We start from the raw sequence: 19,188 nt of genomic DNA, 5'->3' as shown, positions 1-19,188 counted from the left end.
CAACGCGACGCGAGTGCTGCATCGTGCGCCCCGCCCCTTGGTTTCACACATCGTCCACGCATGCCTGCCACCCTCACCCCTCTATCTCACCTGAGCGTGCTTCTCGCGCATGGCCCCCAAGCCGCCGATTTGCTCCAGGCACAGTTCACCCAGGAAGTGCATCACTGGCCAGCGGACACAGCGCGCATGGCGGCGTTTTGCACGCCTCAGGGCCGCATGCTGGCCGATTTCTTGCTGTGGAAGACAAGTGCCGGTGACATTGCCATGGCCCTGGACTCCTCGCTGGCGGATGCCACCCTCAGGCGCCTACGCATGTTCATTCTCCGTCTGCAATGCAAGGTCGATGACGCCAGCGCTGAGCAGACGTTGTATGGCGTTCTGCAATCGCCGGGCGAGGACGACGTGTTGGGGCCGGATGGGTGGTCTTGCCCCGCCGAGCCATGGTCCATGCAGCGACGCGAAGGAATCGTGCTGATCCGTCTGCCCGACGCCCCAGGTACGCGCCGGCTGCTGCTTGTGTCCGAAAGTCCATTCGGGCTCCGCGACATCGAAGGACTGCGCACCCAAATCGCGGAAGGCACGAAGGAGGAATGGATGCTTGCCGAGGTTCGTGCCGGGATTGGCCATGTCACGGAGGCCACGACTCAGCAATTTGTGCCCAAATGCTGAACTACGAAGCGCTGGGCGCGGTCGACTTCAAGAAAGGCTGTTATCCCGGCCAGGAAATCGTGGCCCGCACACAGTACCGTGGCACCATCAAGCGGCGCACCTATCGGCTCGTCGGTCCCGGACCCTTGGCTGCGGGCGATGAGATTTTCCAAAGCGACGACCCGAACCAGCCTTGCGGCATGGTGGTGGCAGCAGCGCCAGCCACGAGGGATTGGGAGGCTCTGGCCGAACTCAAAATCGCTGCAACCGCCACGCCTGGCACGTTGCATGCTCGATCAATTGATGGCCCCGCGCTTTCCCTGGCCACCCTGCCCTACGCGCTGCCGCCACAGGATTAAGCTCGCCGCCATGTGCCTGATCGCCTGGAACTGGCAACCCGGGACGGAACAACCCTTGCTGCTTGCGGCGAACCGTGACGAGTGGCTGGACCGCCCCACTCTGTCCATGCGCTGGTGGCGGCCCCACCCAACAAAGCCCACTGAGATTTTGAGCGGCAGAGACCTGCGCAGCGGGGGTATCTGGCTTGGAGTCACACGTAGCGGGCGCTTTGCCGCCATCACCAACGTGCGCGACCCGGCGCTCGAGCGTCCGCTCGCCCCCTCGCGTGGCCTGCTGGCGTTGCGCTTTTTGCTTGCGCAGCAACCCAAGGACGGCACACCCATGCCCGACTGCGCGCCTTCCCAATATGCTGAGGCGGCGCAATTTGTTGCGCATGAATATGCGGGCTTCAACCTTTTGCTTGGCGATATGGCGCGCAGTGAACTGATCTGGCTTTCCAATCATCCGGCACGTTTGTGTCGTGTGGAGCCCGGCGTGCATGGTCTGTCAAACGCCGCGCTGGATACGCCGTGGCCCAAGGTGCGTGCGCTGCAGACGGCCCTCGCACAGCAAGCCCGGCGACCGGCCGCGGGGCAGTTTGCCGCGTTGCAGGCAGCATTGACCGACAGCAATACGGCACCCGACGCCCAATTGCCGAGCACAGGCGTGACCCCGGCATGGGAGCGGGCATTGTCAGCCGCCTTCATCCGCGTGCCCGGCGACCCCGGTTACGGTACACGCTGCTCCACACTGCTGCGCACAGATAGCAATTCACGCATACATGTGCGCGAAATCCAGCACCAACCCGCGCCTGCCGAACCCGCAGACTTCATCTGGAACTGGCACGAGGAAGACTGAACCAGGCAAGGCTCAGCCTATAGCCTCGATCTCCTGCAGCAGGGCTGCGCGCATCCGAATATGCGGGATGCCAGCATCGTCATACGGCTCGCCATAGCTAACGAAACCGAGCTTGCGGTAAAAGCCGGCGACGGCCGATTGAGCCGAGATTTCGACATGGGCATGGCCGGCCGCACGCGCCTCACCCATCAAGGACTTCATCACCAGACGACCCGCTTGGCTTCCACGCAGCGCTTGGACCACAGCCACGCGACCGATATGCCCGTCAGGCAAAAGCCTGCCGCAGGCCACGGCTTGCCCTAGCCGATTGCGGACCACTGCATGCAGGCAGTTGGTATCGAAAGCGTCCCACTCAAGCTCAGCCGGGATGCCCTGCTCATGCACAAACACGGCCGTACGCACCGCCGCCGCAAGCCCTCCCAGTTCAGCCCAGGTGCCGAGCTGCACCTGCAGCATCGACTCGCCGTGCGCGTGGGCTTGCAACAACTCCCGCAAGCTGGGTGGCAAGGTCTGTGCCTTTGCACGCGGGCCCAACGTCGTAAAAACATACACAATCTCCCCATCTACAAGCAGGCGATCCTGCACGTACATGGCAGTACGCAGGGTCATGCTGCTTCGTCCCAGGTGCGCCGGCTCGATGCCGACGTCGATCCAGTCATCGAGCCGCGCGGGGCTGTGGTAGGTGAGGCTTGCCTTCTTGACGTAAAAGTCACCGCGGAGCAGCTGCAATGCCTCCATGTAAGGCAGGCCGAGCGCTTTCCAGTAGGCGCTCATGGCCGTGTCGAAATACAGCAGGTAGTGACCGTTGAATACCACTTGCTGCATGTCCACCTCGGCCCAGCGCACCTGTAACCGGTGGAAAAAACCAAATGCGTGACGTTGTCTCGATGTCATGGTGAGGGTGCGTTCCAGGGCGAATCAAGCCGCCTTCGCCGATGCGCCGCTGAATGCTTGCAGCAAGGCATCTGCCGCCGAACGGATCGCCTGCCCAGCTTGGGGTAAGGCGCGGCCCATACGGATGAAATCATGTGTGACGCCCGGCCACTCGCGCAAGGTCACGGGCACGCCAGCGTGCCTCAGCCGCTCGGCGTACAGCACGCCTTCATCGTGCAACAAGTCGCACCCAGCAAGACCCATCCATGCAGGCGCGACGCCGCGCAGATCGGGCGCGAACATCGGCGCGAACCGCCAGTCATTTCGCTGCGCAGGATCGCGCAGATAGCGCCCAAAAAACCAGTCAAGATGTTCCCGCTCGAGAAGGTAGCCGTGGCCGTAATGCAATGCGGAAGCCGTTTGCGCCCAGCCGGCGGTACCTGGGTAAAACAGGAGTTGCAAGGCCAGCCTCCAGCCTTCGTCGCGTGCCATGATTGCGCCTACCGTAGCCAGAGTTCCTCCCGCGCTATCGCCGCCAATGGCGATGCTCTGTGGGTCCACACCGAGCATTGGACCGTTCTCGCGCAGCCAGACCAGAGCGTCCCACGCATCGTTCACCGCAGTCGGAAACGGGTATTCCGGTGCGAGGCGATAGTCAAGCGCAAATACCGCACACCCGGCGTACAGTGCCAATTGCCGGCACAAAATGTCATGCGTCTCGACGCTGCCGATGACGAAACCGCCCCCGTGCAGATACAGCAAGGCTGGCAAGGCCTCTCCCGCCGTGCTGCGCTCGACGTCATTCCGATAACGGCGTACGCGCAACCGCACGCCATCACGTGCTTCGCAATCAAGGTCCAGGACCTCGGTCAGTTTTGGTGGTGGGATGTCAAGCACATCCGACGAAGCCGCGTACGCTTGCCTAGCTTGTTCGACTCCCAGGTCCCACAAGGCCGGGCGCCCGGCGCGAGCGATGCGTTGGAGCAGATTCTGCATCTCGGGGCTCGGCCCCGCGTCCAAGGGGCGGCTGGAGGATGTGGTCATGGGCTTGGACATGATTGGAGGCTTGGCTGAGAAGCGGGCTTGCAAGGATGCCTTAGCCCGCCATCGGAGTTGCGCACCCTCAGCATAGAGGACAAGCAAACCTTATGCTGACCAGGTGCGGCATCGCCGTGTATCAAACGGCCATGCCCGCCGCATAACCACTTGCCCAAGCCCATTGAAAGTTGTAGCCGCCCAGCCAGCCCGTCACGTCCAAGACTTCGCCGATGAAGTGCAGGCCGGGAACCTGGCGGGCTTCAAGGGTCACGGGATGCACTTCCGCCGTATCCACGCCACCGCGCATGACCTCCGCCTTTCGCCAACCTTCGGTTCCGGTGGGCTGCACCGTCCAACCTGCGAGCGCGGCACCCAGCGCTGCCAGTTTTGCATCCGGCAGTTCTGCAATCCGCCGCTCGCCTGCCAAACCAAGGTTCTGTACCCAGGTCTGCGCGAGCCGCCGCGGCAAGGTCTGCGCAAGCACATTCAGCACCGATTGGCGGGACTGCGCTTTGGCTTGGCGAAGTAGGACTCCGATATCCCGCCCCGGCGCAAGGTCGATTGTGAGACTGTCACCTGGGTTCCAAAAACTGGATATCTGCAAAATGGCTGGACCGGAAAGGCCCCGATGCGTAAACAGCAGATCTTCGTCGAAGGACTGCTCCCCGCACCGCACCCGTACCGCGCCTGCCACCCCCGCGAGTTCGGCATAAGGCTTCCAAGACTCGGGCGCAAACGTCAGCGGCACCAGTGCCGGCTTCGGAGGAACCACGTGCAGGCCAAACCGCTGAGCCAGGCGCAGGCCGTAATCCGTAGCTCCGATCTTGGGTACGGGAAGTCCGCCCGTGGCCACAACCAACCGCTCCGCATGCACGTTACCTTGGCTGGTGGTCAATGCAAAACCCTTGCCCTGCCTGCGCACCTCATGCACCTTGGCTGGCTGCATCCACTGCACGCGACCCTGCGAGCATTCGCCACGCAGCATGTCAATGATGCGCTGGCTGCTGTCGTCGCAGAACAGTTGGCCCTTATGCTTCTCGTGAAACCCGATGCGGTGCTTGCGTACCAGGGCGATGAAGTCGCGTGGCGTATACCCCGCCAGGGTTTGACGGGCAAACCGTGGATGACACCCTATGTAATGTTTGAGCTCGGCTTGCGTGTTGGTGAAATTGCAGCGCCCACCGCCGGAAATCCGGATCTTCTCCCCCACGTGAACGGAGTGTTCAATGAGCACGACTCGCCGCCCGCGTTGCCCAGCGACGGCGGCGCACATCATGCCCGCAGCGCCTGCGCCGATGATTGCCACGTCATGGCTGTCTGGGTGCATTGCGTTTGAAACGTTGAAACGTTGAAATGTTGGACGATAGGCTTGACCGAATGCTCGACCTGGAAGTCCGTCTTCCCCCCAAATCCCGCGCATCGTCGGTACGGGTCGGGAGCCGATTTTCCCATGCGCGCTCGCTGTTCCCACAACGTGCTGCGTTTTGGCAAGTACGCCCCGCATTCCATCGTTCGACGGATCGCCTCGTCGTACAAAGGCACCCGACGCGTGCGCAATTGCGCCCTAAACTTGTGTTCTTGGACTGCACTGGAGATGCCCTGAGCGCGTGAGACCCGCTACCGACGCGAAAGGACCGGCTCAGCGCATGGGCAGCGCGCTTGGTACTTGATATTTCCACGCGCATGCGTTACCAAGGAACGCCGCGCGGCAACCACCCCAGACCGCGCCCACTGTTGCAACCCTTCGATGCTGCGGGACCACCAGACATGGGCTATTGGCTTACCGCCTGATCATGCAATTCACGAATTCTTCGATACCCATTGATGACGGCTCGAGATGGGTTGTCACTGCGGCGCATGGCGAAGGCGTCGCTTTGTGATCTGGGGACTGGCATGAGCCAAGATCGCGCCCCGCCTGAAATCGAATCGACGTTGTTTGAGGTCATACGCCAAGCGTATCAGGACCTCAACCAGCGCCCGGCATCCGCGACTGATTTTCGCCTGGATAGTTCGTTGGATCGCGATCTTGGCTTTGACAGCCTCGCACGCGTTGAGTTGATCCTGCGCATCGAGAATGCCTTCAGCGTCCGGCTACCGGAGAACACGCTCGCACTTGCGGAGACACCACGCGATCTTCTGAATGCTGTGAAAGCCGCAGGCAAGGTGACGTCTCTCGCCCCAGCGGTTGTTCTTGAGCGCAACCGATCCGAGCCTGATCAAGGCCAACCTCTGGACGCATCCACGCTTCTCGACGTTCTCGATTGGCATCTTCAACGCCACCCCAACCGTGGCCAAATCGTCGTGCTATCCGATGCCGGTGAGGAAGAAATCTCATACGCGGCCTTGATGCGGGAGGCGCAGGCGGTCGCATCATGGCTTCAGCACCTGGGCGTACTGGCCAGGCAGGCCGTCGCGATCATGCTGCCGACCTGCCCCGCGTATTTCTATACCTATTTCGGCATTCTTCTTTCCGGAGCCATCCCGGTTCCCATCTACCCGCCAGCTCGTCCCTCCCAGATCGAGGAACACGTCAAACGCCATGCGTTCATCCTTTCCAACGCGCAGGCGGCGGTGCTCGTCACCGTACCCGAGGCCATGGCTGTGGCGCACCTGCTTGAAGCGGTCGTGCCAGGCTTGCGAAGGGTCGTCTCGGTCATAGACCGGCCCGGTCCCCATGCGACGCGCCAGGAGGTTGCAGTTCAAGGCACAGACATTGCCTTCCTGCAATACACGTCCGGAAGCACCGGAAATCCCAAGGGTGTGGTACTCACGCATGCCAATTTGCTCGCCAACATCCGGTGCATCGGGGAAGCGATTCAGATCACGCCCGATGACGTTTTTGTGAGCTGGCTCCCGCTGTACCACGACATGGGACTTATCGCAGCCTGGCTGGCAAGCTTGTATTTTGGTAACCCCTTGGTGGTGATGTCGCCCATGGCTTTTCTGGCACGCCCGGAAAGCTGGCTTTGGGCGATTCATCGCCACCGCGGCACGCTCACGGCAGCCCCCAATTTCGCCTACGAGCTTTGCCTCCGGCATATCAAGGACCAGCAAATTCAGGGGCTGGACCTCAGCCACCTACGCGTTGCAGCCAACGGCTCGGAAGCCGTGAGTCCGGACACAATCGCTCGCTTTGCGGCACGATTTCGGGCCTACGGTTTTCCGCAAACAGCGATGACCCCGGTTTACGGTTTGGCCGAGTCCACGGTTGCGCTGTTGGTACCGCCGCTCGGCCGCGGGCCTTTGGTGGATCTCGTCGACCGAAATGCCTTCATGCGCGATCGCCAGGCGCAAATTGCATCCCCCGGCGATCCGAATCCGCTTCGCTTCGTCGCTTGCGGAAAACCGATTCCAGGTCACCATGTCCGGCTCGTCGACGATGCCGGCTTCGAGGTTGGCGAACGGATGGAGGGCCGGCTGGAGTTCCGGGGGCCTTCGGCCACTGCTGGTTATTTTCGTAACCCTGAAGAAACCGATCGCCTGATTCATGGCGCCTGGCTGGACACAGCCGACCGTGCCTACGTCGCTGCAGGCGAGGTTTACATCACCGGTCGTGTCAAGGACATCATCATTCGTGGCGGGCATCACCTGTATCCCCACGAAATCGAAGAGGCCGTCGGTGCCATCGGTGGCGTACGCAAGGGATGTGTGGCGGCATTCGGCAGCCAGGATCCGTCGCTGGGCACGGAGCGCCTAGTCGTTCTGGCGGAAACACGTGAGACGGATCGTGCTGCACGCGAGTCCCTGCACGCAGCAATCATTCGCGGCATCACCGACCTGCTGGGCGAGCCCCCAGACGACGTGATCCTCGCGCCGCCTCATACGGTGCTCAAGACGTCCAGCGGAAAAATCCGTCGCGCCGCAACACGCGCTGTGTATGAGGCCGGCCAAGTGGGTTCACCGTCACGCTCGCTCTGGTGGCAACTCGCCCGACTTGGCTGGATGGCCGTGGCCACCCAAGCGCGGGAAAGACTGACTTCAATGGGCCGATTCTTGTATGGAATCTATGTCGTCGGTCTCTTCCTCGTCCTTGCCCCGATAGTCTGGCTCGTCACTGCCGTCCTGGTCGTCCCTTCGTGGGCTTGGTGCTTCAGCCACTGGATGGCAAAGCTGTTTATCCGGGTCTCCGGAATTTCAGTGCGAGTGAATGGTCGTATGCCAGACCCGCGCCGCGGTGGCCACATCCTCGTTCCGAATCACGCAAGCTATCTGGATAGCCTGATCCTGCTCGCCGTGATGCGCCGGCCTCATCGTTTCATTGCGAAGCGTGAATTGCTCGGGAACTGGATGGCGCGGGTTTACCTCCAACGCCTTGGTAGCGTCTTTGTCGAGCGTTCTGTCGCCCAGCAAAGCGTCGCCGATGCGGATCGTCTTGCAGCGATCGCAAGTGACGGGGCTCCGCTGTGCATCTTTCCCGAAGGAACCTTCAGACGGGCGCCAGGACTTTTGGCCTTTCACCTGGGAGCGTTCTCCACGGCAGTGCGGGCCCATGTTCCAATTCTTCCGGTGGCGATCCGCGGCACCCGATCGGTCCTCGCCGATGAGAAGTGGTTGCCCCGCCGATTTCCAGTCACCGTAACGTTCGGCGATACCATTGCTGCGCCCGATGGGCCGGCGGATCATTTTTTGTCCGCTGTTTTGCTCCGGGACCAAGCAAGGGCCTTCATCCTTCAGAAGATCGATGAAACGGATGCCGCTGTGCCCACACTCTAAAGAAACCCGATAGACATCCACGCGGACCGCATGAAGCGAACGGCAACTTTGATCTTCAGCCTGAGCCTCTTCTTGGGGGTTGCCGCACCGGGATTCGCGCAAACGACGGATGTGGCCCATGCATTAGTCGGCAGAGTCTCGGAATATGTGATCCGATCTGGAGACAGCCTGACGGCTATCGGTGCGCGCGCGGGCGAGTCCGTCGCCGCGATTGCCAGGCGCAACGGACTCAACGCAAACGATGTCATCCATCCCGGCCAACGCATCTCGATCGACAATCGACATATTGTTCCGCCTGGGGTGGACAACGGTGTGCTGATCAACCTGCCGCAGCGCATGCTTTTTATCTTCCGTGATGGTCGTCTCGATGGCGCACACCCCGTCGGCCTCGGAAAGCCCACATGGCCCACCCCCGCAGGCACGTTCCGAATCACGGAGTTGCGCAAAGACCCCACCTGGAACGTTCCCCACTCGATCCAGGAGGAAATGCGGCGGGAAGGCAAGGCCATTCAGACCCATGTCGCGCCCGGCCCCGACAACCCTCTGGGCAAGGAGTGGATTGGGCTAAGCATCGCCGGGTACGGCATCCACGGCACCAACGCTCCGCCCAGCGTTTATCATTTCCAGTCCCATGGCTGCATCCGCCTTCACCCAAGCGATGCCGAACAATTGTTCGCGCAGGTGAACATCGGCATGCGCGGACAAATCGTCTATCAACCTGTTTTGCTTGCCGAACTACCTGACCAGTCCATCGAACTTGAGGTAAACCCAGACATCTACCACCAAGCGGGCGATGCTTGGGCTCTCCTGCAATCGCTGGCTGCTGAACATGGACTCACTGCGCGCATCGACTGGCAGCGTGCTGCTCAGGTCGTCGCGCTGCAAGAAGGGGTTGCCACAAGGGTTGATCGACAGTTTCCGCCCCTTGGCAATGTTCCGCGGGAATCGCCTTCACCGTAAACCCGCCCCATAGGAGCCACCATTGCATTCATTCCCGTCAAAAGGACGCCGTCGGATTCTCGCGCTTGGACCGGGCGCCATGGCCGCGGGGATTAGCGTCATGTCTCGGAAAGCCTTCGCCAGCACGGCGCCAACGACACCACGCGCCCTGGCGCTTGATAACCTCCACACCGGTGAGCGCCTGCGCACGGTCTACTGGGCGGACGGACAATATCTCCCCGAGTCCCTGGCGGAAATTGACCATATTTTGCGCGATTTCCGCACGAATGAAAGCAAAGCCATTGCCCCCGACCTACTGGATCTCCTGTACACGATTACCGGCCGCTTGGGCACCAGCCAGCCGATCCAGTTGATCTCCGGATACCGCTCTCGAGCAACCAATGCGCGGTTGCATGCACGCAGTTCCGAGGTCGCCAAGCACAGCCTGCACATGGATGGCATGGCCGCCGATATCCGCATCCCCGGCCACAATCTGGTGCAACTACGGAACGCCGCGATGACCTTGCGGGCTGGCGGCGTCGGGTTTTATCCGCATTCGGACTTCGTGCATGTCGACGTCGGGCAGGTCCGTCACTGGACGGGAGTCTAGTCATCCGCTGCGTCTGGGACGCCGGCTGCGCGCTCAATGCGCTCAGTCCGTATTGCACTCCGCCAGCGATGGGCGAAGCGCCAAGCCCAATCGGGCCGGCAACTCCCCTTCGACATGCTGATCCACATCAAAGCCGCCCGGTCCAGATGCTCCTAACCTAAAAAACGTTGGGAGTAGCGCAATGGCAATGGATTCGCGTTTTGAAGACCGATTTGCCGCTGGACGCGCACTGGCGCGGGCTTTGCAGGCTTACGCCGCGCAGCGCGACCTCCTTGTCTTGGCGTTGCCACGCGGGGGAGTTCCGGTCGCGTTCGAGGTTGCCCGAGCGCTCGGGGCCGAGCTCGATGTGCTCATCGTGCGCAAGCTCGGTGTCCCTCACCAACCCGAATTGGCCTTGGGTGCCATCAGCTCAGGCGACGCGTTGTACCTGAATCGCGATCTCATTGCCTTGACGGGCGTGACGAAAGCCGAGATTGAATCCGTCCTGAAAGCTGAGCGCGAGGAATTGGCCCGCCGCGAATTGCTGTATCGCGGATCGCGTCCAGACGTACGTGTGGAAGGACGCACGGTCATTGTGGTGGACGACGGAATCGCGACGGGGGCCTCCATGCACGCTGCTCTTTTGGCCCTGCGGTCGAAGCATCCGGCGCGCATCATCGTTGCAGTTCCAGTTGCCCCCGCGCAAACGCAGGAGCGATTAGGAGCGGCGACTGACGTATTTATCAGCGTCATGACACCCGAGCCCTTCTATGCCGTAGGCCAGTTCTATGAACGCTTCGACCAGACAAGCGACGAGGAAGTGCGCGCGCTTCTGGACAGGTCGCGCGCGGAGACACGGTGATGCATCCTGCAAAGACGCCCTTTCTTGCAGCACGCGATTTGGCGAGCCGGCTTGACGGGAAGACCACAGATTACGACGCGCTGCTTGCCATGGCAGAGGGCAAGCGTTTCGTGCTGTTGGGCGAGGCCACCCACGGCACGCAGGATTTCTATCGCATGCGTGCTGATATCACGCGTCGTCTCATTGCCGAACAGGGATTCGATGCCGTTGCCATCGAAGGCGATTGGCCAGATGCCTGGCGTGTCAATCGATTTGTGCAGGGTGACAGCGCGGATGACCCGGCATCTGCGCTGGGGGATTTCGCGCGGTTTCCACAATGGATGTGGCGCAACCGCGAGGTCTTGGAGTTCATCACATGGCTACACCACTTCAATGCGCGCAGTGACATCCCAGAGCGCGTCGGCTTCTACGGCCTGGACCTTTATAGCCTGTACCGCTCTGCCGACGCCGTGATCCAGTATCTGGAACAGGTGGATGCCGATGAAGCCCAGATCGCGCGGAGGCGCTATGCCGCGCTTGACCACGTGCGCGAGCCCCAAGTGTATGGCTATCAAGCGGCTTTTGGTCAACGACCCGCTGCACATGAGGGCGCAGTTGCACAGTTGCTGCAACTGCGCACTGAAGCCGAAGGGTACCTCGAGCGCAACGGCCTCACCGCAATTGACGCGCATTTCTTTGCCGAGCGCAATGCCCAGGTCGTGGTCAATGCCGAGACGTATTACCGTGCCATGTTTGGAGGTCGGGTCAACACGTGGAACTTGCGCGACGCACATATGCGTGACACGTTGCTGGCGCTCGCCGAATACCGCGCGCGTCGAGGTGGCACCGGACGCATTGTGGTCTGGGCGCACAACTCGCATCTTGGTGATGCGCGTGCGACGGAATCGCATTGGCGAGGCGAATGGAATCTCGGTCAGCTCATGCGGCAAGAAACCGGCGCGAAGACGTTGCTCGTCGGTTTCACGACATACACGGGCTACGTTTCTGCCGCCTCGGAATGGGACGGTGAGGCAGAGCATAAATGGGTGCGCCCGGCTCTGCGCGACAGCTATGAGCACCTGTTTCACACGACAGGGCTCGACCGCTTCTTTTTACCGCTGAGCATCGCAGGCGCCGAAGCGCTTCGCGAGCCAATGCTGCAGCGGGCAATTGGCGTCCTCTACCTTCCTCAGACTGAGCGCGCCAGCCACTATTTTGAAGCATCCCTGGCCCAACAGTTCGATGCCGTGTTCCATCTCGACGAAACCGCAGCACTTGAGCCGCTTGATGCCTCTTCGCAATGGCATCGGCGGCCTGACACGGTCGCGCCGGTGGCCTAACCGCGTTGGGCAACCCGACCAGGCGCTGTTCCATGAGCGACATGCAATCCGCCGAGGTGGCGATTACCGTCCGTGACGCCACGCTTCATGGCACCTTCGCGCTGCCAGCCCAGGCCAAGGGAATCGTTGCTTTCGCGCATGGGAGCGGCAGCAGCAGATTCAGCCGTCGCAACCAGCGCGTTGCGCAATACCTCAACCAAGCCCTCTTGGGAACCTTGCTGTTCGATCTCCTGACCCAGGGAGAAAACAGCGTTGATGAGTTCACTGCCGAATTCCGCTTTGATATCCCACTGCTCGCACGCCGACTGACTGATGCAATCGACTGGCTCGCCATACAGGCACAAACGCGAGCGTTGGGGATCGGTCTGTTCGGTGCCAGTACGGGAGCCGCAGCAGCTCTGATCGCCGCTGCAGAACGGCCACGACGGGTGGGTGCTGTCGTCTCCCGAGGTGGACGGCCCGATCTTGCTGGCGAGGCCCTCCATCGCGTGCTGGCCCCGACCCTGCTCATTGTGGGCGGCTGGGATACCGAGGTCATTGCCTTGAACGAACAGGCAGCGAAGAAACTGAGCTGCGAACACCGCACGATCATCATCCCCGAGGCGACACATCTTTTCGAGGAGCCAGGCAAGCTTGATGAAGTTTCCCGATTAGCTGCGGCGTGGTTTGGCACCCATCTAACCGCAGCAAGCGGGTGAATCGCTGATCTGATTTTTTGCAACCCGTTGGCCCTGGTCGGATGGCCATTCCAAAACCGATTCCATCAGGTCTCTTTCTCATGCAATCAGGAGTTGTTCATGAAAGTACACGAAATCTATACCCCAGGCGCGGTTCACATTCCCCAATCCTGCAATCTGCAGGAAGCGGCTGTGCAAATGCGCAAGCAGCATGTCGGCGCGCTCATTGTCACGGACGGGATGAGCGAGCGGGGCACGCTGGGCATCATTACGGATCGAGACATGGTGCTCAAGGCCATTGCCAATGGGGCATCCCCGCTTAGCACCCTGGTCGCCGAGGTCATGACGCCAGGGGCCGTCACGATCAGCCGCTCCGCTGAGCTTACTGATGCGATGCAAGCCATGTTCAGCCATGGCGTGAGGCGATTGGTTGTGACTGAGGACGATGAAACGGTGCTTGGCCTGCTCGCACTCGATGATGTCATCGAGGCACTCGGTCGCGATTGGGTCTTGTTGACAAGCATCCTGCGCAGCGAACAACAGCGCGAGCGGACGGGAAGCGTTCAGTCACCGCTACACCCATGATCTGCGTTGGAACACCCGAAGTCGGGCAAGCGATCCGCTCCGGTATTGCCCGTTTCTTCTGAAGCCGCGGCGCAACCATGGACGCGATGGTGCTCAAGAAGCCGGGTAGCCCGCTTGAGTGGGTGCAGCTCCCGGAACGCCAGCCGGGCGCAGGGCAAATTCGGCTTCAGGTCACGGCCTGCGGCGTCTGTCGCACTGACCTTCATGTCGTTGACGGCGACTTGCCCGCTCTGAAGCTACCGATCATTCCGGGACATGAGATCGTTGGCCGAGTCGATGCGATCGGCGCCGGCGTGGAGGGGCTGCGCATCGGCGAGCGCGTTGGCGTTCCCTGGCTTGGCTATACCTGTGGCACTTGCCCGTATTGCACGGCGGGCCACGAGAACCTTTGCGACCACCCGCTGTTCACGGGCTACACACGCGACGGAGGCTTTGCCACAGCCACCATTGCCGATGCGCGTTATGCCTTTGCCTTGGGTGAGGTCGGGGATGATGCCTCTATCGCGCCATGGCTTTGTGCGGGGCTCATCGGCTGGCGTTCGCTTGTTATCGCGGGTGACGGCAACAAACTCGGCCTTTTCGGTTTCGGAGCGGCGGCGCATATCGTTGCGCAGATTGCAGACTGGCAAGCGCGGTCGGTCTTTGCGTTCACGCGACCGGGTGACGTGGAAGGCCAGGAATTTGCGCGCAACCTTGGTGCCGCGTGGGCGGGCGGATCTGATGAAATCCCTCCGGCCGAACTCGACGCTGCAATTATTTTCGCGCCCGTTGGCGGGCTGATTCCGCGAGCGCTCAAGGCGGTGCGTAAAGGCGGGCGGGTTGTTTGTGCCGGGATCCATATGAGTGACATCCCGAGTTTCCCATATCAACTCATGTGGCAAGAGCGTCAGTTGGTCTCCGTGGCGAACCTGACGCGCCGCGATGGAGTCGATTTCCTGCGCTTGGCACCGCAAATCGGCCTCAAAACAACCATCACTCGCTACCCCCTGAGGCAGGCCAACCAAGCGCTAGCGGATCTGCGTGCTGGTCAATTCAACGGAGCCGCCGTCTTGGTCGTGTGAACGAATCTGCCATAAGGCCATCCATCGCACGTGCGTGAGAAGGCCTGAACAGGATTTCGTCCTCGCTGATTGCAGCACACGCCCCGTACCAACCAGCCGCGCGGACGCCCGGGCCTGGGTGTCTTGGGGCTCCGCGCCCCAAAACATCGATTTGAGCTGGCGGCGCCGACCCCGTGCCGGCGAAGGGCTTTCGCGCAGCTGCGTGCGGTGTTCGCTCAGCGGGCGCCTTTGTGATCCTTCTGCCCGCTATTTTTGTGCCGCCCGGCAACCTCTTCCTGTTCAGCCCTTTCCTTGGGCTTGTTGACGTCTTCGGTGGGGAGCGGTCGATGCTGTTCGGGCTGACCTGGTTTCTGGGGTTGCCCTTTCGCGTGCTGCGTCATAAGAATCTCCAAATGGATCGTTGCCCGATTTCTAGGCCACACGATGAAAAGGTAGCACGATTTCCGGCCTCGCGGGGCGGATTCCATGTCCGAACCACCGCATCTGCGCCATGCACATCAAGCGCATTTATCGCGGCTCGCGCCGGTTTGGCTCGATGATGTTGAAGCGGGACATCTGCCTATACAGTGTGGACCGGCTAATGCCCAGTTTGCGTGCCGCAATGGTGATATTCCATTGACATCCCTGCAGCGCCTCGACAAGCATTTGCGGTCCATTTGACTCGTTAATGGCTCGAGCCGAGGCTGCTGCCCAACCGCCCTCCGGCTCGCCGGCTTGGCGCTGGACCAGATCGTCAGGTAGATGCTCAAGACGGACCACATTGCCGTCACAAAGCGCCACAGCAAGCTGCAGTGCATGACGAAGCTGCCGCAGATTACCCGGCCAGCGTTGCTTGTCGAGAATTTCCAGCGCATCAACGGACAACTGCAATGCCGGACGCCCAGCCCGTCGCGCCTCCTCGGCCAGAATATCTTCGATGAGCTGATGCCGATCTTCGCGTTCGCGCAGCGGCGGCAGCGTCAAGCTCAGACCATTGATGCGGTAATAGAGATCGAGACGGAATCGTTCCGAGGCAACGAGATCCTCCAGCGCCTGATGCGTGGCACTGATGACCTGCACGTCAACTGGAACCGCGTGCTCCGCTCCAAGCGGGCTGACTTCACGCTCAGCGAGAACGCGTAGCAGCCTGGTTTGCATGGCCAAGGGCATATCTCCAATTTCGTCAAGAAACAATGTGCCGCCATGCGCCTGCATGATTTTCCCTCGCACTCCCTTGGCGCGGGCACCGGTGAAGGCACCGGCGCTATAGCCGAAGAGTTCGCTCTCGAGGAGAGTTTCGGGAATGGCAGCGCAATTGATCGCAATGAAGGGTCGGCACGCGCGGCCGCTGGCGGCATGCATGGCTCTGGCGAAAAGCTCCTTGCCCGTACCTGACTCCCCCAGCAGCAGCACGGCGATCTCTTTGTCGAGGATTCGTCGTGCACGATTGACATTGGCCTGCATGCGTGAGTCGGCACCACCAAGGACTTCTAGCGCCTCGTGCTGCGAATCGGCTCGCAGCCGCGACTCGGGGGCCATGCTCGCGCGCGCACCGTTCGAGGCGGCAAGACGAGACACACCCTGGCGCGGCTGGCGTACTTGCGCAAAGTGCAAGTCCGTCGTCCGCCGGACACGCCACGCAAATCGCTCCGCCCCCGAGCGATTCAAGGCACTGAGCAGTTCATCACGGGTGAGTTCGAAAATATCCGCCAGATGCGCCCCCCGCACCGTCTCAGGCGAAAGGTCCAAACTTCGCACGAATCGCTGGTTGGCCGCAAGGATGGTGCCATCCTCATCGAGCGCCACGAGCCCGTCAGTACACACTTCCAGAAACTCACGGCGGCACCCGGTGCGCAACACCACCTGCTGCTCAAACTGCCTCAAGAAATAAGCGTCCTCGATTGAGCGCGCGGTCGCCTGGAGCATCTTCAGCACCAGGTGTTGGCTTTGCCGGTCTTGCGGGGAGTCCAGCGCGGAGACGTCCAGGATCGCCAACGTGCGCCCATCGGTATCGAAAATCGGCACGGCACTGCACGTCAGTTCGCTGTTTGCCGCGAGAAAATGCTCAGTGCGGTGAACCGTGATCGGCAGTTTTTCAGCAAGCGCAATCCCCACGGCGCAAGCGCCCTCTTCGCCTTCGGTCCAGCAAGCCCCCATCGCCAAACCGGCGCGGCGCGCCTCAACCTCAATCGATGGGTTGGGAATGAAGTCAACCGCGACTCCCTCCGCATCGGTGAGCAGGACGATGTAGCCAGCGCCATAGATTTCCTGAAACAAGGATTCCAACCCACTGCGCGCAAGACTGAGCAATGGCTCCAGCGCCTGTCGGCGTTCGCGCAGTGCGGACTGCGTCAGCACACGTGGGCGGTTTTGTGCGCGGTCGAGCCCATGCAACTGGATCGAGCGCTGCCATGACCGCGTAATCAGCGGCTCGGCGCCGTCAGGCTCTGGAACTGTCGCCCACCGCGGTGTCGCGCCAGCGGGCGAAGCAAGGACAGACGTCATTGGCATGCCTCCAAGATGGTGCCGTCTTCGCAGCTTGCGTGAATCGTACTCCGCCATTGTGTAGCACGAAAGGTCGCTCGTAGCCACCAGGCATGGCGGTGGCCAACGATCTACTCCGGAGCCCTGGCGCCCTGATCGCCCGGCGAACATTCCGTGCCCAGCATCGCATGCAGGGAACGCACCAGCGCCTGCGCTTGCAGCGCTGTACCCACAAATTCCTCACAACTGATGGTGCACTGCCGCAGGCGTTCAGCGTCGCTGCGTGACCTGCCCAGGCGTTCGCATAGCGTTTCCCAAGGGCATGACCGAAGAAGGATGCCGGCCGTCAACAGTACACCGTTGCGCCGCCTGATCTGCGCCAACCCAACAAGCTTGCGCTCGTGGGCGAGCACTTCCCACGGTGAGACGTCTCCAAAGCATGCCCAGTCGAGCGTCGGTACCGGCCGGTCCGCGCGGCGGGCGTGAAGTTGCTCGGGCGACAGGACCTGAGCGTGCACGCCAACACTTTCCAATGCCTGCGCAATGCCGCGCCCGAGCCATCCATAGCTGGCAACCACGCCATCGCTCACGAGTGGGTGCTCCACTGGAAGCGCCACCGAAATGCTAAGCATCCACGGCCCGACCAACACCGCACCCCCGCCCGAACTTCGAACCATAACCGGCAAAACTGCGTCAGGCCTCACGGGCAGTTGCATCCCACGCTGTGCCAGCCCCAGAACAACCGCTGGCTGTGCATAGGTCCAAAGCCGCCAGACAGGCGTGACGATCGGGTCCAGAAGGACCCGATCGTTCCACCCCTGCTCAACCAACGCGGAAACGGTCAGCAGCGTCGGCGTCATGCCCAGTCCGACGTGAGGCGCACGCGCCTCCTGCTGTAGAACCTCACCCTGAAAGTCTGGCGCGCCTGCGTCAAATGCTCTCCTCCAGCAGGGCCAAGGTCTGCCCCTGCTTGAAGTTGGCTTCAGCGGGAACGAGGATCTGCGTCACGGTGCCGGCACGTGGAGCGACCAACTCCTGGGTCGTCTTCACCAGAATCACCGTCACCAAGGCCTGGCCAGCCTGCACACGCTCTCCCTCCTTGACACGCCACGCGTCAACAAGCCCCTCGGTTCCTGGATCAATATCCTTCCAGAGTTCCGGGTCAAGTTTGATCTCAATCATGCAACCACCGCCTCAGGTTTGCCAGCCTTTATCAAGTCTGAGCATGCCCTCACGATGGCGTCGACTTGCGGGATGACGAACTGCTCCAGTGGTCGGCTATAGGGTATTGGCACGTCGGGCACTGCCAAGCGCTTGACTGGAGCCTTCAATCGCACGGAATCGAGATTTTCCGCCACCAGAGCCGAGATCTCCGCAGACATCCCGAAGCTTAGATAGTCTTCGTCCGCCACGAGCAGGCGGCCCGTCTTGCGCACGGATTGCAAAACCGCGGCACGGTCCAGCGGCACAAGCGTGCGCAGATCCAGCACCTCCGCGTCGATCCCGGACTGCGCCAGTTTCTGCGCCGCAAGCAACGACTTATGCACCATCTGGCTCAGTGTCACGATCGTCACGTCGCTTCCTGCGCGCACGACTTTGGCTTGGCCAAAGGGAATCGTGTAATTGTCCTCGGGCACTTCGGTCGTGCTGCCCTCAAAATAGGCCATCCAGGGCAGCCCCATGATCCCCTTGTGGAACATGTAAATGACCGGGTTGTCATCGCGGATGGCCTGGTTCATCAGGCCCTTAGCATCGTAGGCGTTGGAAGGGACAACGACCTTGAGGCCAGGCATGTGGGCAAAAGTCGAGTACAGACATTGGGAATGCTGTGCTGCATCGTTGTAACCGCCGCCGATGGCCGTCATCAGCACAACCGGCAATCGAACGTTGCCACCCGACATGTAGGTATTTTTGGCCAGATGGTTGTAAATCATGTCCATACAGACGCCAAAAAAGTCGACAAACATCAGCTCGACGATCGGGCGCATGCCTTCGGCTGCTGCACCGATGGCGGCTCCGATGAATGCCGTCTCCGAGATCGGCGTATCCATGATGCGATCCCGCCCGTACTTCGCAAACAACCCTCCAGTGGCGCCAAAGATGCCGCCGTACTTACCGATGTCCTCACCCATCACGAAGACATCCGGGTCGCGCTCGATCGCCTGTCCAATCGCTTCGGAAATTGCCGCCGCCATTGTCAGTTTGCGTGCTGTGCTCATAGCTG

General features: G+C 61.3%; 18 protein-coding genes. 11 read left to right on the top strand and 7 right to left on the bottom strand.

Going from position 1 to position 19,188, the window contains the following annotated elements:
- Positions 1-60 precede the first annotated feature (60 nt).
- The 3 genes from CD04_RS24335 to CD04_RS0103125 are packed head-to-tail and all read left to right on the top strand — an operon-like array spanning position 61 to position 1,845.
- Complete coding sequence (locus tag CD04_RS24335; RefSeq protein WP_051848883.1) at positions 61-669, top strand: folate-binding protein YgfZ; 609 nt, start codon at positions 61-63, stop codon at positions 667-669.
- Positions 663-1,007, top strand: coding sequence for a folate-binding protein YgfZ (locus CD04_RS24330; protein WP_051848882.1), 345 nt, complete (start codon positions 663-665; stop codon positions 1,005-1,007). The genes CD04_RS24335 and CD04_RS24330 overlap by 7 nt, the downstream gene beginning before the upstream one ends.
- A gap of 10 nt (positions 1,008-1,017) precedes the next feature.
- A complete protein-coding gene (locus tag CD04_RS0103125; RefSeq protein ID WP_051848881.1) occupies positions 1,018-1,845 on the top strand; it encodes an NRDE family protein in 828 nt (275 codons plus the stop codon).
- A gap of 12 nt (positions 1,846-1,857) precedes the next feature.
- Here CD04_RS0103125 and CD04_RS0103120 read toward each other — a convergent pair whose 3' ends face one another.
- From CD04_RS0103120 to CD04_RS0103110, 3 genes are all read right to left on the bottom strand, one after another.
- On the bottom strand, positions 1,858-2,739 hold the full coding sequence (locus CD04_RS0103120; protein WP_031404340.1) for a YbgC/FadM family acyl-CoA thioesterase: 882 nt from the start codon (positions 2,737-2,739) through the stop codon (positions 1,858-1,860).
- Positions 2,740-2,763: 24 nt separating this feature from the next.
- Positions 2,764-3,762: an alpha/beta hydrolase gene (locus tag CD04_RS0103115; RefSeq protein ID WP_031404339.1), complete on the bottom strand. Its 999-nt coding sequence runs from the start codon at positions 3,760-3,762 to the stop codon at positions 2,764-2,766.
- Between the two features lie 133 nt (positions 3,763-3,895).
- Positions 3,896-5,083, bottom strand: coding sequence for an aminoacetone oxidase family FAD-binding enzyme (locus tag CD04_RS0103110; protein ID WP_031404338.1), 1,188 nt, complete (start codon positions 5,081-5,083; stop codon positions 3,896-3,898).
- A gap of 566 nt (positions 5,084-5,649) precedes the next feature.
- Here CD04_RS0103110 and CD04_RS0103105 point away from each other — a divergent pair.
- The 8 genes from CD04_RS0103105 (at position 5,650) to CD04_RS0103070 (ending at position 14,501) form a co-directional block, all read left to right on the top strand.
- Positions 5,650-8,469 (top strand): AMP-binding protein, encoded by a 2,820-nt coding sequence (locus tag CD04_RS0103105; RefSeq protein ID WP_081857956.1) that lies wholly within the window; start codon positions 5,650-5,652, stop codon positions 8,467-8,469.
- Positions 8,470-8,499: 30 nt separating this feature from the next.
- The gene (locus CD04_RS0103100; RefSeq protein ID WP_081857772.1) at positions 8,500-9,429 is read left to right on the top strand and encodes a L,D-transpeptidase family protein; all 930 of its coding nucleotides are present in this window, start codon (positions 8,500-8,502) and stop codon (positions 9,427-9,429) included.
- Between the two features lie 100 nt (positions 9,430-9,529).
- A complete protein-coding gene (locus CD04_RS0103095; protein WP_231480445.1) occupies positions 9,530-10,018 on the top strand; it encodes a YcbK family protein in 489 nt (162 codons plus the stop codon).
- 187 nt (positions 10,019-10,205) lie between these two features.
- Entirely contained in the window at positions 10,206-10,859 is a 654-nt protein-coding gene (locus CD04_RS0103090) for a phosphoribosyltransferase (RefSeq protein ID WP_031404334.1), read from the top strand.
- Positions 10,859-12,178, top strand: coding sequence for an erythromycin esterase family protein (locus tag CD04_RS0103085; RefSeq protein WP_031404333.1), 1,320 nt, complete (start codon positions 10,859-10,861; stop codon positions 12,176-12,178). Before CD04_RS0103090 ends, CD04_RS0103085 begins: the two co-directional genes overlap by 1 nt.
- Positions 12,179-12,219: 41 nt before the next feature.
- On the top strand, positions 12,220-12,876 hold the full coding sequence (locus CD04_RS0103080) for a dienelactone hydrolase family protein (protein ID WP_031404332.1): 657 nt from the start codon (positions 12,220-12,222) through the stop codon (positions 12,874-12,876).
- Positions 12,877-12,975: 99 nt separating this feature from the next.
- Positions 12,976-13,440 (top strand): cyclic nucleotide-binding/CBS domain-containing protein, encoded by a 465-nt coding sequence (locus tag CD04_RS0103075; protein ID WP_031404331.1) that lies wholly within the window; start codon positions 12,976-12,978, stop codon positions 13,438-13,440.
- Between the two features lie 77 nt (positions 13,441-13,517).
- Entirely contained in the window at positions 13,518-14,501 is a 984-nt protein-coding gene (locus CD04_RS0103070; protein ID WP_031404330.1) for a zinc-dependent alcohol dehydrogenase family protein, read from the top strand.
- Between the two features lie 507 nt (positions 14,502-15,008).
- On the opposite strand, the gene CD04_RS0103060 is transcribed toward CD04_RS0103070, so the two are convergent.
- The 4 genes from CD04_RS0103060 to CD04_RS0103045 form a co-directional block, all read right to left on the bottom strand.
- Complete coding sequence (locus CD04_RS0103060; RefSeq protein ID WP_081857770.1) at positions 15,009-16,985, bottom strand: sigma-54-dependent Fis family transcriptional regulator; 1,977 nt, start codon at positions 16,983-16,985, stop codon at positions 15,009-15,011.
- Positions 16,986-17,095: 110 nt separating this feature from the next.
- Positions 17,096-17,824 (bottom strand): hypothetical protein, encoded by a 729-nt coding sequence (locus CD04_RS0103055; RefSeq protein WP_031404328.1) that lies wholly within the window; start codon positions 17,822-17,824, stop codon positions 17,096-17,098.
- Positions 17,825-17,894: 70 nt separating this feature from the next.
- Positions 17,895-18,146 carry a lipoyl domain-containing protein gene (locus CD04_RS0103050; protein ID WP_031404327.1) on the bottom strand — a complete coding sequence of 84 codons (252 nt, stop codon included), beginning with the start codon at positions 18,144-18,146 and terminating at the stop codon, positions 17,895-17,897.
- Positions 18,143-19,183, bottom strand: coding sequence for an alpha-ketoacid dehydrogenase subunit beta (locus CD04_RS0103045; RefSeq protein WP_031404326.1), 1,041 nt, complete (start codon positions 19,181-19,183; stop codon positions 18,143-18,145). The genes CD04_RS0103050 and CD04_RS0103045 overlap by 4 nt, the downstream gene beginning before the upstream one ends.
- Between the last annotated feature and the right edge of the window lie 5 nt (positions 19,184-19,188).

Origin of the sequence: Thiomonas sp. FB-Cd (assembly GCF_000733775.1) — a bacterium.
Taxonomy (GTDB): domain Bacteria; phylum Pseudomonadota; class Gammaproteobacteria; order Burkholderiales; family Burkholderiaceae_C; genus Thiomonas_A.
The sequence above is the reverse complement of the archived record's forward strand: the minus strand, read 5'-3'. Positions and strand labels throughout refer to the sequence as shown.

Coding starts and splice junctions, on each gene's coding strand:
- CD04_RS0103110 (WP_031404338.1), bottom strand. CDS start 5,083: ATGCACCCAGACAGCCATGACGTGGCAATCATCGGCGCAGGCGCTGCG.
- CD04_RS0103095 (WP_231480445.1), top strand. CDS start 9,530: ATGTCTCGGAAAGCCTTCGCCAGCACGGCGCCAACGACACCACGCGCC.
- CD04_RS0103105 (WP_081857956.1), top strand. CDS start 5,650: ATGAGCCAAGATCGCGCCCCGCCTGAAATCGAATCGACGTTGTTTGAG.
- CD04_RS0103045 (WP_031404326.1), bottom strand. CDS start 19,183: ATGAGCACAGCACGCAAACTGACAATGGCGGCGGCAATTTCCGAAGCG.
- CD04_RS0103070 (WP_031404330.1), top strand. CDS start 13,518: ATGGACGCGATGGTGCTCAAGAAGCCGGGTAGCCCGCTTGAGTGGGTG.
- CD04_RS24330 (WP_051848882.1), top strand. CDS start 663: ATGCTGAACTACGAAGCGCTGGGCGCGGTCGACTTCAAGAAAGGCTGT.
- CD04_RS0103055 (WP_031404328.1), bottom strand. CDS start 17,824: ATGACGCCGACGCTGCTGACCGTTTCCGCGTTGGTTGAGCAGGGGTGG.
- CD04_RS0103085 (WP_031404333.1), top strand. CDS start 10,859: ATGCATCCTGCAAAGACGCCCTTTCTTGCAGCACGCGATTTGGCGAGC.
- CD04_RS0103125 (WP_051848881.1), top strand. CDS start 1,018: ATGTGCCTGATCGCCTGGAACTGGCAACCCGGGACGGAACAACCCTTG.
- CD04_RS24335 (WP_051848883.1), top strand. CDS start 61: ATGCCTGCCACCCTCACCCCTCTATCTCACCTGAGCGTGCTTCTCGCG.
- CD04_RS0103115 (WP_031404339.1), bottom strand. CDS start 3,762: ATGACCACATCCTCCAGCCGCCCCTTGGACGCGGGGCCGAGCCCCGAG.
- CD04_RS0103060 (WP_081857770.1), bottom strand. CDS start 16,985: ATGACGTCTGTCCTTGCTTCGCCCGCTGGCGCGACACCGCGGTGGGCG.
- CD04_RS0103120 (WP_031404340.1), bottom strand. CDS start 2,739: ATGACATCGAGACAACGTCACGCATTTGGTTTTTTCCACCGGTTACAG.
- CD04_RS0103075 (WP_031404331.1), top strand. CDS start 12,976: ATGAAAGTACACGAAATCTATACCCCAGGCGCGGTTCACATTCCCCAA.
- CD04_RS0103090 (WP_031404334.1), top strand. CDS start 10,206: ATGGATTCGCGTTTTGAAGACCGATTTGCCGCTGGACGCGCACTGGCG.
- CD04_RS0103050 (WP_031404327.1), bottom strand. CDS start 18,146: ATGATTGAGATCAAACTTGACCCGGAACTCTGGAAGGATATTGATCCA.
- CD04_RS0103100 (WP_081857772.1), top strand. CDS start 8,500: ATGAAGCGAACGGCAACTTTGATCTTCAGCCTGAGCCTCTTCTTGGGG.
- CD04_RS0103080 (WP_031404332.1), top strand. CDS start 12,220: ATGCAATCCGCCGAGGTGGCGATTACCGTCCGTGACGCCACGCTTCAT.